At 65.2% G+C, this 14,419-nt stretch carries 17 protein-coding genes; 2 read left to right on the forward strand and 15 right to left on the reverse strand.

Annotation, left to right across the window (positions count from 1 at the left end):
- The first annotated feature begins 55 nt into the window (after positions 1-55).
- Positions 56-1,258, forward strand: a complete 1,203-nt coding sequence (locus V6X73_RS05955; protein WP_367958489.1) for a TraB/GumN family protein — start codon at positions 56-58, stop codon at positions 1,256-1,258.
- Here V6X73_RS05955 and V6X73_RS05960 read toward each other — a convergent pair.
- From V6X73_RS05960 to V6X73_RS06020, 13 genes are all read right to left on the reverse strand, one after another.
- Positions 1,251-2,033, reverse strand: coding sequence for a TatD family hydrolase (locus tag V6X73_RS05960; RefSeq protein ID WP_367958488.1), 783 nt, complete (start codon positions 2,031-2,033; stop codon positions 1,251-1,253). The two genes, V6X73_RS05955 and V6X73_RS05960, sit on opposite strands and share 8 nt — an antisense overlap.
- Complete coding sequence (gene holB / locus V6X73_RS05965) at positions 2,030-3,016, reverse strand: DNA polymerase III subunit delta' (protein WP_367958487.1); 987 nt, start codon at positions 3,014-3,016, stop codon at positions 2,030-2,032. The genes V6X73_RS05960 and holB overlap by 4 nt, the downstream gene beginning before the upstream one ends.
- The gene (gene tmk, locus V6X73_RS05970) at positions 3,006-3,632 is read right to left on the reverse strand and encodes a dTMP kinase (RefSeq protein ID WP_367958486.1); all 627 of its coding nucleotides are present in this window, start codon (positions 3,630-3,632) and stop codon (positions 3,006-3,008) included. Before tmk ends, holB begins: the two co-directional genes overlap by 11 nt.
- Positions 3,632-4,654 carry an endolytic transglycosylase MltG gene (gene mltG / locus V6X73_RS05975; protein ID WP_367958485.1) on the reverse strand — a complete coding sequence of 341 codons (1,023 nt, stop codon included), beginning with the start codon at positions 4,652-4,654 and terminating at the stop codon, positions 3,632-3,634. The genes tmk and mltG overlap by 1 nt, the downstream gene beginning before the upstream one ends.
- On the reverse strand, positions 4,651-5,493 hold the full coding sequence (pabC, locus tag V6X73_RS05980) for an aminodeoxychorismate lyase (protein ID WP_367958484.1): 843 nt from the start codon (positions 5,491-5,493) through the stop codon (positions 4,651-4,653). The genes mltG and pabC overlap by 4 nt, the downstream gene beginning before the upstream one ends.
- Before the next feature lie 4 nt (positions 5,494-5,497).
- Complete coding sequence (gene fabF / locus V6X73_RS05985; RefSeq protein ID WP_367958483.1) at positions 5,498-6,742, reverse strand: beta-ketoacyl-ACP synthase II; 1,245 nt, start codon at positions 6,740-6,742, stop codon at positions 5,498-5,500.
- A gap of 108 nt (positions 6,743-6,850) precedes the next feature.
- Entirely contained in the window at positions 6,851-7,090 is a 240-nt protein-coding gene (gene acpP, locus V6X73_RS05990; protein ID WP_367958482.1) for an acyl carrier protein, read from the reverse strand.
- Between the two features lie 94 nt (positions 7,091-7,184).
- Positions 7,185-7,934 carry a 3-oxoacyl-ACP reductase FabG gene (fabG, locus tag V6X73_RS05995; RefSeq protein ID WP_367958481.1) on the reverse strand — a complete coding sequence of 250 codons (750 nt, stop codon included), beginning with the start codon at positions 7,932-7,934 and terminating at the stop codon, positions 7,185-7,187.
- Entirely contained in the window at positions 7,931-8,884 is a 954-nt protein-coding gene (gene fabD, locus V6X73_RS06000) for an ACP S-malonyltransferase (RefSeq protein WP_367958480.1), read from the reverse strand. Before fabD ends, fabG begins: the two co-directional genes overlap by 4 nt.
- A 9-nt stretch (positions 8,885-8,893) precedes the next feature.
- The gene (locus V6X73_RS06005) at positions 8,894-9,865 is read right to left on the reverse strand and encodes a beta-ketoacyl-ACP synthase III (protein WP_367958479.1); all 972 of its coding nucleotides are present in this window, start codon (positions 9,863-9,865) and stop codon (positions 8,894-8,896) included.
- Positions 9,862-10,890 carry a phosphate acyltransferase PlsX gene (gene plsX / locus V6X73_RS06010; protein WP_367958478.1) on the reverse strand — a complete coding sequence of 343 codons (1,029 nt, stop codon included), beginning with the start codon at positions 10,888-10,890 and terminating at the stop codon, positions 9,862-9,864. The genes V6X73_RS06005 and plsX overlap by 4 nt, the downstream gene beginning before the upstream one ends.
- A gap of 81 nt (positions 10,891-10,971) precedes the next feature.
- The gene (gene rpmF / locus V6X73_RS06015) at positions 10,972-11,151 is read right to left on the reverse strand and encodes a 50S ribosomal protein L32 (RefSeq protein ID WP_367958477.1); all 180 of its coding nucleotides are present in this window, start codon (positions 11,149-11,151) and stop codon (positions 10,972-10,974) included.
- Positions 11,152-11,179: 28 nt separating this feature from the next.
- A complete protein-coding gene (locus tag V6X73_RS06020) occupies positions 11,180-11,707 on the reverse strand; it encodes a YceD family protein (protein ID WP_367958476.1) in 528 nt (175 codons plus the stop codon).
- A 100-nt stretch (positions 11,708-11,807) separates the two neighbouring features.
- Here V6X73_RS06020 and V6X73_RS06025 point away from each other — a divergent pair, with 100 nt between their 5' ends.
- Positions 11,808-12,386, forward strand: coding sequence for a Maf family protein (locus V6X73_RS06025; RefSeq protein ID WP_367958475.1), 579 nt, complete (start codon positions 11,808-11,810; stop codon positions 12,384-12,386).
- A 5-nt stretch (positions 12,387-12,391) separates the two neighbouring features.
- On the opposite strand, the gene V6X73_RS06030 is transcribed toward V6X73_RS06025, so the two are convergent.
- Complete coding sequence (locus tag V6X73_RS06030) at positions 12,392-13,336, reverse strand: S49 family peptidase (protein ID WP_367958474.1); 945 nt, start codon at positions 13,334-13,336, stop codon at positions 12,392-12,394.
- Between the two features lie 20 nt (positions 13,337-13,356).
- Positions 13,357-14,307, reverse strand: a complete 951-nt coding sequence (locus V6X73_RS06035; RefSeq protein WP_367958473.1) for an RluA family pseudouridine synthase — start codon at positions 14,305-14,307, stop codon at positions 13,357-13,359.
- Between the last annotated feature and the right edge of the window lie 112 nt (positions 14,308-14,419).

The following is a 14,419-nucleotide window of genomic DNA, read 5'->3' on the forward strand; positions in this document are numbered from 1 at the left end:
ACCTATTGGATCCGTCGCTGGCTCTTGTCACCGCGCTCAGGGATAATCCCCGCCCATGTCAACGCACCAGCCAAGCCACCTGACACGCGAGGTCCAGGTGGGCGCCACCCGCTTCGTGCTCCTCGGCACGGCCCATGTCTCGCCGGAAAGCGTCGCGGATGTCCGTCGCGCGATCGATAGCGAGGCCTACGACGCCGTGGCCGTCGAACTCTGCGCGACTCGCTACCAGAGCATGACCGACCCGCATGCCCTCGAGCGGATGGACTTATTCGAGATTCTGCGCACTAGCAAGGCCGGTATGGTCATGGCAAGTCTGGCGCTGGGTGCCTACCAGCAGAGGCTGGCCGAGCAATTCGATATCCGCCCGGGCGCCGAACTCGAAGCCGGTATCGCGGGCGCCCGCCGGCTGGGGCTGCCGCTTTGGTGCATCGACCGCGAGATCGGCACCACGCTCAAGCGCGTCTATCGCAACGTTCCCTGGTGGCAACGCCCGGGTTTGTTCACCGGGCTCATTGGCAGCCTCCTGTCGCGGCAGGATATTGGCACCGAGGACATCGAACGGCTCAAGCAAGGCGATATGCTCGAGGCCACCTTCAGCGAGTTCGCCACCGGTTCATCGGCGCTCTATGCGCCGCTCATCGCCGAGCGGGACCGTTATATGGCCGCTCGATTGCGCGAATCCGTCGACGCGGCCGGCACACCGCCGGCCCGGGTGCTGGTCGTTATCGGCGCCGGGCATTTGAGCGGCCTGGCCGACGCGCTGGCCGACCCGTCGCTGGCCCCGGCCGACGAACGCGAAAACCTCGATCAGGTGCCGCCGCCGGCGCGCTGGCCCCGGCTGCTGCCCTGGGTCGTCGCGGCGGTCATTCTGATTGGCTTTGTCATGGGTTTTTCTCGCAGCACGGCCCTGGGGCTGCAACTGGTGATGGACTGGGTGGTGATCAACGGCAGTCTCTGCGCCCTCGGCGCACTGCTCGCCCGTGGGCATCCGTTGACCGTGGGGGGATCGTTTCTGGCGGCGCCGCTGACATCGCTCAATCCCACCATTGGCGCGGGATTCGTGGCCGCGGCGATCGAGCTTTTCGCGCGACGTCCCCGCGTAGAGGACTTTCGTGCCCTGCGCGATGCGGTCATCCACTGGCGGGGCTGGTGGCATAACCGTGTCGCCCGGACACTGCTTGTGTTTTTGTTTGCCTCGCTGGGCTCGGCGGTGGGGACTTACCTTGCCGGGTTTCGGATCTTCGAGCGGCTCATCTAGCACCGAGCGCATTGGCCGCGGCGGGAAAACAGTCAAAGAAGTTCTTTGCTGTCTGCTCGCTAATGGCCTCGAACGAAGTTGATTTGGTATCGGCAAGGCACTGAATAACCTCGCAAACCCAGCCCGGTCGGTTTTCTGATCCGCGGTGCGGTACCGGCGCGAGATACGGGCAGTCGGTCTCGACAAGCAAACGATCCAGCGGCAATTCACGGGCGGTCTCGCGCAGGGCGCGGGCGTTGCCGAAGGTCAATATTCCCGATAACGAGAGGTAGAAGCCAAGATCCAGCATGGCCGCGGCAGTGCGCTGATCCTCGACGAAACAGTGGATCACACCACCCACCTCCTCTGCCCGCTCTTCTTTGAGAAGACGCACCGTGTCCTCGGGCGCCAGACGACTGTGGACGATGATCGGCCGCTGCGCCCGTCGAGCGGCTTCGATATGGCGTCGAAAACGCGCCTGCTGCCAGCTGTAATCCCCGGGGCCGGCGCCGTAGTCCAGACCGGTCTCACCGATGGCCACCACCGCCGGATGATCGGCAAGTTCGGCCAGCACCTCGGGCGCGGGGTCTGTCTCCTTACCGCAGGGATGCACCCCGACCGAGGTCAGCACCCTGGGGTGGGCCTCACTGAAGGCCACCAGCCGGTCGCGGGATTCGACATCGACGGCCACATTGAGAAAGTAATCGACGCCGGCGGCCCGGGCCTCGGCGAGCGCACTCTCGGCACTGGGGGTCGATTCGAGCAGGTGGAAGTGGCAGTGCGAGTCAACAATCATTCGATATCGGCCTCCGGGATTAACCAGGCAAGAAATAGCGCTTCCATGGCGAGCTCCCTGGCAAGGGGCTGACGATCGGCCGAGCGCAGCTGTTGCAGCTGTCGGTCGACGGCATGCAGCCGGCGCGGTGGCAACCCTCCCACCGCCTTGGCAAACCCCGGCGCCAGGGTCATGGCAAGCCCATCGCGGGCATTGCACTGCAGCCGCCGAGCGGTGGTGAGCAACCGCTGCATCCAGGTGAGCACCATCAGGCTGCCACTCGACTGCCAAGTGCTGGCGAGCTCCACCGGGTTGCGCCCCCCCTCGAGCAACTCGCCGAGATCCCCCGCCAGGGACTCGAGCATCTCGATGTGCCCGGCTTCGGCCATCTCCCGGGCTGCCAGGGGCGCACCGCCGGCCGCCGCCAGGGCGCGCCCGGCATCGGTAATGCCCTGCTCGCCGAGCCAGTCCGCCGCTTGCGCCGAATCGGGCAGCGGGCATCGCTCGATACGACAGCGGCTGCGGATGGTCACTGGCAGCCCGGCCACGTCGTGGCTAACCAGAATCAGCACCACGCCGGGCGGCGGCTCTTCGAGGGTTTTCAAAAGCGCATTGGCCGAGGCCCGGTTCATTGCCTCGGCGGGGTGGAGAATGACAACCCGATGATCGCCATACTGGCTGGTCAGATGGCTGTAGTCGATCAAATCACGGATGGCGTCGATTTTAAGGACACCGCCCCGCGCTTCGGGTTCGACGAGCCGCCAATCCGGATGGCTGCCTGCAATACGCAGCCGACAGCTCCGGCAATGGCCGCAGGCCAGGCCCGCCTCGGGTGACTGGCACAGCAACCCGGCGGCCATCGTCAACGCCAGCTGCCGTTTGCCCACCCCCGAAGGGCCGGCGAGCAGATAGGCATGCGCAATCCGGCCATCGCGGCGGTTGGCGATAAATCGCGACCAGATGGGCGCCTGCCAGGGCAGCGGCGTCGCTTGATCAATCGACATGAGCGAACCTCTGAAGCGCGTCAATGATCGCCGCGCTGACCTCAGCCGGGGACTGCGCGGCATCGATCCGCCGGACACGATCCGGTGCCCGCTCGGCGATGGTCTGATACCCCGCCCTCACCCGCTCGAAGAATGCGGTTTTCTCGCGCTCGAACCGATCCGGCGCGCTGCGCTCGGCCGCCCGGGCCAGCCCGGTCTCGACGGGCAGATCCAGCCAGAGCGTCAGGTCGGGTTGTAGATCGGGATGCAGCCACGCGGCGAGGGCCTGGACCTGGTCCACGCCCAGGCCCCGGCCACTGCCCTGGTAGGCGATACTGGCGTCGCTGAATCGATCGCAGATCACCCAGTCACCGGCATCAAGGGCCGGCCGGATCACCCGCTCGATATGCTCGGCGCGGGCGGCGAACATCAACAACACCTCGGCAGCAGGCGTCATCCCGCCATCACGGTGCGACAGCAGCACCTCGCGCAGCTCTTCACCCAGGCCGGTGCCACCCGGCTCGCGGGTGCACACCACCCGGTGACCGGCGGCTTGCAACCACCCACGGGCGGTCTCCACCGCCGAGCTCTTCCCCGCACCCTCGGTGCCTTCAATGGTGATAAAAGCCCCGCGCATCACTCGCTCCCGGATCCGAGTTGATAACGTCGAACCGCCGCATTGTGCGCTTCTAGCGTTTTCGAGAAGACGTGGCTGCCATCCCCCCGGGAGACAAAATACAGGCTCTCGCCGGGCAGTGGTTGCGTGGCCGCGGCAATGGCCGCCGCTCCCGGTAGCGCGATGGGGGTGGGGGGCAGGCCGTGACGGGTATAGGTGTTATAGGGGGTATCGGTGCGCAGATGCTCGCGGGTGAGATTGCCATCAAATGACCGGCCGATGCCGTAGATCACGGTCGGGTCGGTCTGCAGGCGCATGCCCTTTCGCAGACGCCGGGTAAAAACCCCGGCAATCCGTCGACGCTCGGCCGCAAGCCCCGTCTCTTTTTCGATAATCGAGGCGAGCACCAGCGCCTCGTCCGGATCGTTCAGCGGCAGGGGGTCATGACGATCCTGCCAGGCCGCCGCCAGCGCCTCCTCCAGCGCGCGGTTGGCCCGCCGCAGCAGTGCGACATCCGTGGTCCCGCGGGTGTAATGATAAGTCTCGGGCAAAAACCGCCCCTCCGGATGGACACCGGGTCGGTCAATGGCCTCCATGACCTCGGCGCCGGAGACATCGGCGCCCATCGTGTGGTCAATGGCCGCTTCGCGCTCAAGCGCTGCCATCATCTCGGTAAACCGCCACCCCTCGATGATGGTGAACCGATATTCGATCACATCGCCCTCGGCCATGCGCTGCAGCAGATCGGCGGCGGATTCCTCGGCGCGGATACGGTATTCCCCCACCTGGATTCGTCCAGCGATACCGCTGAGCCGACCATAGACCCGCAGTAGCGTGGCATTGACCCCGCGCCGCCGGTCAGCGAGCGCGGTTGCCACCTCGGCAAAACTACTACCCGACTCGACCCGGATCACGGTCTGCGGCCCGTCGCCCAGCGGGCGCTCGACAACGTTTTGCCAGGCCAACAAAACCGCCGCCAGGCCAAAAAGCCCCAGCAGGATCAGGCCGGCGAATACTTGGCTTCGCGTTGTCCTTATCCTCACCCACGCACCTTTGGAGTCAATGCCACCCGGTGATCATCAATGCGTTGTTGCAGCCACCCCAGCCATTGCCCCGGAGGCAGCCACCGGTCTTCGAGTTGTGTCACCGCGACGATACCCAAGAGGCTGTTACAGAGCATCACCGATGTATCCGGGTCAAGGGCATCAGCCGTCACGGGGCGCTGCTCACAGGGGATACCATGCGCTTTCATCTGCTCGACCAAAAAGCCCTGCATCACGCCCTCCACCCCCGCCTCGGTGGCGGTGGGCACGATCACCACCCCGCCCTGCTCGATCATGAGGTTGGCGGCAGTGGCTTCGGCCAGATAACCCTCGGTATCGAGCATCAACCCCTCGTGGATGGCCGGATCATCCCACTCGGCGCGGGCGAGCACCTGCTCGAGACGGTTGAGATGCTTGATCCCGGCCAGGCGGGGCTGACGGGCCAGCCGGGTCTGGCACCAACGACACCGGATGCCATCGCGCCACCACGACGACGGTCGGTTGGGCGCCGGGTCGCGTTGCACGATCCGCGTGGGTCGGGGGTTGGCCGGTGGCGCGTAGCCCTGTCCACCCTCACCCCGGGTGACCGTCAAACGGAGCACCCCGACGGCCGGCAACGCAAGCCGGTCCACGTCGTCGGACAGCTGGTCGGCGACGGCTGGATCAATACCCAGTTGCCGGCAGCCACGCCGCAGTCGCGCGAGGTGACGGGGATAAAGCGCGGGTTGATGGTCGACGACCGCAATGGTCTCGAACACCCCATCGCCATAGCGAAGCCCCCGGTCCGAGGCGCCCAAGGCACCGGTCGGCTGCCCGTTGACAAGGCAGTCGACCGTCATCCGCTCACCCCTCGACGGCGCGGAAGATCACCGTCCCGTTGGTGCCGCCAAAGCCAAAGGAATTGGACAACGCCGCGCGGATCGGACGCTCCTGGGCCGTTTTGGCCACGAATTCCATCTGCAGGTCTTCATCCGGTGCGTCGAGGTTGATCGTCGGCGGCACCACGCCATCCCGCAGCGCCAGCACGGTAAAAAGGGCCTCGATCCCCCCGGCGGCGCCAAGCAGATGGCCGGTCATCGACTTTGTCGAGCTCATGGGCAGTTGATGGGCCCGTTCGCCAAAACTCCCAACCACCGCCTGGACCTCGGCGCGATCGCCGGCCTTTGTCGAGGTCCCGTGGGCATTGATGTAGTCGATCTCATCGGGGTTCATGGCCGCATCATTGAGCGCAGCATCCATGCAGCGTCGGGCGCCCTCACCATCATCGGCGGGCAGAGTCATGTGGTTGGCGTCACCACTCATGCCAAACCCCGCCAACTCGGCATAGATCGTCGCACCGCGCCGTCGGGCGTGTTCCAGTTCTTCGAGAATCAACACCCCGGCCCCATCGCCCAGCACAAACCCGTCCCGGTCCTGATCCCACGGTCGGCTCGCCGCCGCTGGATCATCGTTGCGGGTGGAAAGCGCCCGTGCCGCGGCAAAGCCGCCCAAACCGGTGGGGGTGGTGCCGAACTCGGCACCTCCGGCGAACATGACATCCGCATCGCCATAGGCGATCAGCCGCGCACTGAGCCCCAGATTGTGGGTCGCCGATGTACAGGCGGTCACCGTCGCCAGATTGGGGCCCTTGGCACCGAGCAGAATGGAGAGATTGCCGGATACCATGTTGATGATCGCGCTGGGGATGAAAAACGGTGAAATCTTGCGCGGGCCGGACTGCAGATAGCTCTTGTGGCCTTCCTCGATCGAATGGATGCCGCCAATGCCCGAGCCCACCGATACCCCGACTCGCTCGGCATTCTCTGCGGTGATCTCCAGCCCGGCATCGGCCTTGGCATCCATGGCCGCGGCAACGCCGTAGTGGATGAACGGATCCATTTTTCGGGCATCCTTACGGGGCAGATACGCCTCGACGTCAAAGCCGCGGATCTCGCCCCCGAAACGCACCGGAAAGCCCTCGGTGTCAAAGCGCTCGATGGGGCCGATGCCGCTTTCGCCGTTACAGATTGCTTGCCATGCCGTATCGACCCGGTTGCCGACCGGCGAGACAATGCCAAGCCCTGTCACGACCACCCGTCTTCCGTTCACGCGTGCTACCTCGTCCGCTTGTTCTGCCCACAACAACAGGGCCGGTCGAGGCCGGCCCTGTTGCGACTCACGTCGGTTCGACGCCTGCCCCCGCAGGGCGCAAGGCGGTCAGGACTCGAGGTGAGTATTAATGTAGTCCATGGCTTGTTGAACGGTGGTGATCTTCTCGGCTTCCTCGTCCGGAATCTCACACTCGAACTCTTCCTCGAGTGCCATCACCAACTCGACAGTGTCCAGAGAGTCTGCCCCCAGATCGTCGACAAACGAAGCCTCGGCGGTCACCTCTTCTTCTTTGACCCCCAACTGTTCAACGACGATCTTCTTGACTCGTTCCTCGATGCTGCTCATCTCGCTCCTACCTCTCGGATTGCGGTATAAAGGCCAGCGCCCGGCCAATGCGGGCGTATTCTAGGGAATCCTGTCACGATCCGCCAGCGTCCTGTCAGGACATATACAGCCCGCCGTTCACGCTAATGGTCTCGCCGGTAATGTAACCGGCCGCCGGCGAGGCCAGAAACACTACGGTCCCGGCGACATCGGCGGGTTGACCTAGACGCTGCAACGGAATCTGCCCGGTCAGTGCATCCCGCTGCGCCGGCTCCAGCGCGGCGGTCATGTCGGTCTCGATAAACCCCGGTGCCACGGCATTGACGGTAATCCCCCTCGGGGCGACTTCGCGCGCCAGCGAGCGGGTCAGCCCGCCGAGTCCGGCTTTGGCCGCGGCGTAGTTGACCTGCCCGGCATTGCCCATGAGCCCGACCACCGAGCTGATGTGGATGATCCGGCCCCGTCTTGCTTTCATCATGCCGCGCAGGACCGCCCGCGAGACGCGAAAGACCGCGCTGAGATTGGTATCGATGACCGAGTCGAATTCCTCGTTGGACATGCGCATAGCAAGGTTATCCCGGGTCACACCGGCGTTGTTGACGAGTATCCCGGGGTTGCCTTCGGTCTTGCCGATTTCGGCGACCACGTGGTTAACGGCCTCGGCGTCGCGCACATCAAGGACCATGCCACGGCCGCTGACCCCCGCCTCGGCCAGGGTCGCGCTGATCGCCTCGGCGCCCTGGGCACTGGTGGCCGTCCCGATGACCGTCGCGCCGGCCGAGCCCAGGGCCGTTGCGATCGCAGCACCAATGCCGCGGCTCGCGCCGGTCACCAATGCGATTTCGTTATCCAGTTGCCCGTTCATCGCTCCTCCATTGCATTGAGCCCTTCGGCCAGTGAATCCGGGTCATCGATTGGCCTTGTCGTTAATTGCCGGTCGATACGGCGATTCAGACCGGCGAGGACCTTGCCGGGTCCGCATTCAATACACTCGCTGATCCCTTCGGCCTGGAGTCGTTGCACACAGCCCACCCACCGGACCGGTGAGCGGACCTGCGCGACCAGCCGCTCGCGGATGGTGGCTGGATCGGCACTGCGCGAGACATCCACGTTATGGACGATGGGGATCTCCGGCGGGTTGATCGCCACCCCGGCGAGTCGTTCGGCGAGACGGTCCGCTGCCGGCGCCATGAGCGAACAATGCGCCGGCACACTCATTGGCAGCGGGACCGCGCGCTTCGCGCCGGCCTCCTTAGCGGCCACCAACGCCCGTTCCACCGCCGCTTGGTGGCCGGCAATCACCACCTGGTTGGGCGCGTTGTAATTGACTGGCTCGACACACTGGCCTTCGGCGGCCTGTTCGCAGACCGCCTCGACGGCGCTGTCATCCAGCCCCAATACCGCAGCGATGGCGCCCTCGCCCTCGGCAACCGCCTCCTGCATATAGCGGCCGCGATCCCGCACCAGCGCGACCGCCTCGGCAAAATCCAGCGCCCCGGCGGCCACCAGCGCGGTGTATTCGCCCAGGCTGTGGCCGGCCATCCACCCCGGCATCGGGCCGCCGCCCTCACGCCATGCCCGCCACACCGCAACACCGGCGGTCAGCATCGCGGGTTGGGTATAATCGGTGCGGTTGAGCTGCGATTCGGGCCCGGCCTGGATGAGCTGCCACAGATCGGTTCCCATGGCCGCCGAGGCCTCGATGAAGGTTTTCTGAACCAGTGCATGCCGATCGGCCAGTGCGGCCAGCATGCCGATCGACTGGGAACCTTGCCCGGGGAAGAGAAATGCCAGATTGGGTCGCTGTATCATCATCCTGTCCGATTAGTAACGAATCAATGCCGATCCCCAGGTAAACCCGGCACCAAACGCCTCTAGCAACAGCAACTCGCCGCGCTGGATCCGGCCATCGCGAACCGCCTCGTCAAGCGCCAGCGGGATGGACGCCGCTGAGGTGTTGCCGTGCCGGGCCACCGTGCTGACCATTCGTTCGGCAGGCAGCCCAAGCTTGCGGGCCGTCGCATCCATGATCCGGATGTTCGCCTGGTGGGGAACGAGCCAGTCGACATCCCCGCGCTCCAGGCCATTGGCCTTGAGCGTTTCATCCACCAACCCCCCGAGCGTGCGGACGGCGACCCGGAAAACCTCGTTGCCACGCATGCTCACCGTCCCCCGCTCGGCTTCGAGCGCCTCATACCCCTGCCCCACGCCCCAGGGGACGTTCAAAAGGCTGGTCTGACGGCCATCGGCGTGCAGGTGAGTCGAGAGAATGCCGGCCTGATCACTGGCTTCGAGGACAACCGCGCCGCTGCCGTCACCAAAGAGCACACAGGTGCTGCGGTCGCTCCAGTCAAGGATGCGCGAGAAGACCTCGGCGCCGATGACCAGTGCCCGGTGGGCGCCGCCGGTGCGAATAAAGCGGTTGGCGATATCCAGCGCATAGACAAACCCCGAGCAGGCCGCCGCGACATCGAAGGCGATGACCCCCCCCGGCAGTCCGAGCCGCTCCACCAGCCGGCAGGCGGTACTCGGGAAGACATGTTCCGGCGTCGAAGTGGCGACGATGACAAGATCGATCGACCCGTTATCCGGCCCGGCGGCGGCCATGGCGGCCCGGGCAGCCTGCTCGGCAAGATCCGCACAGGTCTCGCCATCGGCGGCAATGTGCCGTTGCGCGATCCCTGTGCGCTCAAGGATCCACTCATCGCTGGTATCGACAAGACACTCGAGCTCGGCATTGGTCATGACCCGCCGGGGCAGGTAGCTGCCGGTTCCGGCTATGCGCGCCTGGCTCAACGTGCCATCTCCTTGCCAAAAATCTGCCCCAGTCGGGCATCGATGCGGTTGGGGATCGCCTGCATTGCTTCGACCCGGCCAGTCCGGATTGCCTGGGCAAAGGCCACCTCATCGGCGCCGCCATGGCTTTTGACCACCACACCACGCAGCCCCAAAAGGCTCGCGCCGTTGTAACGCCGGGGATCGAGTCGACGGCGCAGCGAACGCAACACCGGCAGCGCCACCAGGCCCGCCAGTCGCGAGAATAGATTGCGCTGAAACTCCTCGCGCAGGTAGTGCGAGATCATGGCGGCGACACCTTCGCTGCTCTTTAACGCCACATTACCGGTAAACCCGTCACAGACAACCACATCGGCCACATTGGCGAACATCCGATCACCCTCGACATAGCCGACATAATCCATGTCGCTCGCCTGCAGCAGCTGCGCCGCCTGTTTGACCTGGTCATTGCCCTTGATCTCTTCCTCGCCCAGGTTGAGCAGCCCGATACGCGGACGCTGCCCCGCGCTCACCGCTTCGGCCAGCTCGGCCCCCATCACGGCAAACTGAAACAGATGCTCGGCAGAACAGTCGATATTGGCCCCGAGATCGAGCATGCGGAACTCGCCCCCGCGACAGGGGATGGTGGTACAGATCGCCGGCCGATCGATGCCGGGCAGGGTCTTGAGGACATAACGCGCGGTGGCCATCAGCGCACCGGTATTGCCGGCACTGACACAGGCATCCGCCTCGCCCTGGCGCACCTGATCGATGGCCCGTCGCATTGATGAGTCTTTTTTATAGCGCAAGGCCTGGGAGGGCGATTCGTCCATCTCGACCACCTCGCTGGCGGCCTGGACGCGCAGTCGCGGGTGGTCGGACAAACCGGCCTGCTGTAGCGCCGGGTGCAGCACATCCGGCTGGCCGACGAGAATGAGCTCAAGATCCGGATCCGAGGCCATCACCGATGCGGCCGCCGGAACAGTGGCGGTCACACCGGCATCGCCGCTCATGGCATCGATTGCCAAGCGACAGCGTCTAGACATCCTGTGCCATACCTAGCCCCATGCACAAAAGGCCACGTCCCGGCATCGCCTGGACGCAGCCGGTCGGCGCGGCTGATCGGATCAGTCGTCCTTGCCTTCGATGACCTTGCGGCCGCGATAGAAGCCATCGGCAGAGATGTGGTGCCGGCGATGGGTCTCACCGGTGGTGGACTCGACGCTGAGCGCCGGCCCCTTGAGCGCGTCGTGGCTACGCCGCATGCCGCGGCGGGAAGGGGTCTTTTTCGATTTTTGTACGGCCATTTCCAATCCTGCTTGATTTCAATGTTGTCTATTCATCAGACGGGCTGCCCTTCTCGCGCAGCGCCTTCAATGCCGCGAACGGGTTGTCGCGCTCCGGCTGTGGTTCACCCGGCGGGCCGAAATGGCGCTGACCACCATCACAGTCCGCGTTTTCATGGCGCGCGACAACCGGCAACGCCAGCAACATTTCTTCTTCGGCGAGTCTTGCCAGATCCAGGATCCCTCTCGGGGCCTCAACCCATGTCTGACCCTCATCCAGGCCGTCGGCATCACTCGCCCGGTCAACCACGACCAGTTCGAATTCGCTCTCAAGCGCCACGTCCACCGGCTCGAGACAGCGCTGGCATTGCAGCTGTATGCTGCCCTCACATCGCCCGGTCACCCTCGGCATCGAACCGCTCAGGTCCAGCATAATGGACGCCTGGACCGGGCCGGGTCGCTCGCCGGCACCCTCGAGCTCGGCCAGTGCCTCGACTGGCACCTGGCCCTCGTAAGCATGCCGGCCTGATCCCAGGCGCTTGAGTTCGACCTGCCGGGGTAACAGCGGCGCTTGCATAACCCACGGATGATATTCGGCGCGGGCAAAAGCTGTCAAAACAAAGTTGCAGTGCGATCGCCGGTCGGCGAGCCTGCCCGAAGATGACAATGGAGAAACCATGACCCCAGTGATCCTTGCATCCAGCTCGCGTTACCGCGCAATGCTCCTTGACCGGCTCGGCCTCGACTACGAGCAGCACTCGCCTGCCATCGACGAGTCACATCAACCCGGCGAGGACCCCGAAGTCTATGTCTGCCGGCTGGCCCGCGAAAAAGCACAGGCGGTCGCCGCCCGGGTGCCCGGTCGGGTGGTCATTGGGTCGGACCAGTGCAGCAGCCGCGATGGCGACATCCTGGGTAAACCCCACACCCGAGAGCGCGCCATCGAACAGCTGCTCGGGTTTGGCGGCCGGCGGGTTCGCATCGCAACCGCTGTGGCTGTGTACGACCCGGAGTCCGCCCGCACCCGATCGGCCTACGTACCCACGGATGTCTACTTTCGCCGGCTCGAGCGAAGCGCTGTCGAACGCTATGTGGATGCCGAATCCCCACTGGACTGTGCCGGCGCTTTCAAGGCTGAGGGGCTAGGCGTCACGCTTTTCGAAAAAATTCTAGGAGACGACCCCAACGCATTGATTGGGCTGCCTTTAATCGCGCTAACCGATTTGCTTGGCCAACTCGGGATCAAGCGCCCGTAATCAAATCAGTGCTGCAGCGCCGGCCACCGCACCGCGTCCATGAGGCTGTTCGCGATTCGGCTGCCCAGGCGATTAAGCGCTTGGTCGATGAAACGACGGCGCGGGGTGTAGTCGACCCGGTTGGCCGCCCCGATCACCTCGCGGGCAACCTGGCGCGGCGTGCCGATGCCATCGGTCAGCCCCAGCTCGATACTCGCCTGACCGCTCCAGATCCGCCCACTGAATAGCGCATCCGGCTCGCCACGCAGCCGCTCGCCCCGGCCAGCCCGAACCGCCTCGATGAACTGCGCATGGACCGAATCGAGAATGGCCTCGATCCGGGCCTCGGCCTCGGGGCTTGCCGGGGCGAACGGATCGAGATCGGCCTTGCTCTCGCCGGCGGTATAGACGCGCCGGTCGATGCCAAGCGCGTCGATGGCGTCGGTGAAGCCAAAGCCACGGCTGACCACACCAATCGACCCGACAACGGACGCCCCGTCGACATAGATTTCATCGGCGGCTGCCGCCACGTAATAGGCCCCCGAAGCCATGGTATCGCCGGCTACCGCATAGACCGACTTGGCCGGATGCTGCGCACGGAGTCGCTCAATGGCCTGATAAATGCGGCTGGCCGCTACCGGCGTGCCCCCGGGACTGTTGATCTCGAGCATGACCGCCCGGGCGGCGGGCGCCGAAAACGCGGCCTCGAGCCCACGGATGACACGCTCGGGGTCGGCATCACGGCCAGCGGCGATGGGCCCGTCGATTCGCACGACCGCCGTGTGCGGCCCATCCACCAAGCCGCCACCGCCGATCCCCGGGATGACGAGGACCGTCACCGCGGTGACAAGCAGCGCAATCGTCAACAACCGGAAGAAGATGTTCCAACGTCTCGCTCGCCGTTGTTCGCGGATGCCGGCGAGGGCAATGTCCCGAAGACTCTCCCGCGCCCAGTGCTCGTCCTCAGTCATGGTGTGCTCATCCCTTCTTATTATTGACTGTCGGTTGAGACCGATCCTGACTGCAGCCGTTCCAGAACCGTGGTCAGTGACGCGGGCAGCGGCGCCGATACACAGACACGCCCCTGGGGCGTATCAAAGGCAAGGCTTGTGGCATGGAGAAAAAGACGGCGCAGGCCCAATGCCCGCAGCCGCCGATCCGCCGCCGCATCGCCGTAGCGATCGTCCATGGCAACCGGATGGCCGATCGAAGCGGCGTGGACGCGAATCTGATGGGTGCGCCCGGTGTAGAGATCGGCCTCGACCAAGGCACAGTCCGGATACTGCGCCAGGCGCTTGAACGCCGTCTCGGCCCGCTGCCCGTTCGGGTCAACCCGCATCATGCGCTCGCCGCCCTTGCCGGTCGCCGCCGCCAATGGCCGGGTCACCCGCCGCCGCTGCCCCCCGGGGTCACCATGCAGCAAAGCGGTGTAGCGCTTATCAACGCCGCCATCGCGAAAAGCCGCGTGGACCGCCCGAAGCGTCGAGCGCCGTTTGGCAAGCACCAGACAGCCGCTGGTATCCCGATCGAGGCGATGGGCGAGGTCAAGGAACTGGCACTGCGGCCGCAGCGTGCGCAGCGCTTCGACTATCCCGTAGGCAATCCCCGACCCGCCATGGACGGCAAGGCCTGAGGGCTTGTCGATGATCAAAAGGCGCTCGTCCTCGTGCAGGATCGCCGCCTCGAGCCGCTTGGCGACCGATGCCGAGGGCGTTGTCGGGCGATTGTCGCTGGCGCGCACCGGTGGAATGCGGACCCGGTCGCCGGCGGCAAGCCGTCGGGTGGGTTTGACGCGCCCCCCGTTGACGCGGACCTCGCCGCGACGCAAGAGCCGGTAGACACGGGTCCGCGGGACGCCTTTCAAGTGGCGCAGCAAGAAATTATCCACCCGCTGGCCGGCGAGCGCCTCGGGCACGGTCTCGGTGCGGACCGCTGAGTTCATGGGCGACGGGGCATGATCGGTTGAGCCATGGCCAAATCCTACCGGATTTTTGGACGAAACCGGCGCTGGTTGCTATTCTTGCTCTGCTACATCGATGCGATGCCGCGGTATC

Source organism: Spiribacter pallidus (genome assembly GCF_040838495.1).
Taxonomy (GTDB): Bacteria; Pseudomonadota; Gammaproteobacteria; order Nitrococcales; family Nitrococcaceae; genus Spiribacter; species Spiribacter pallidus.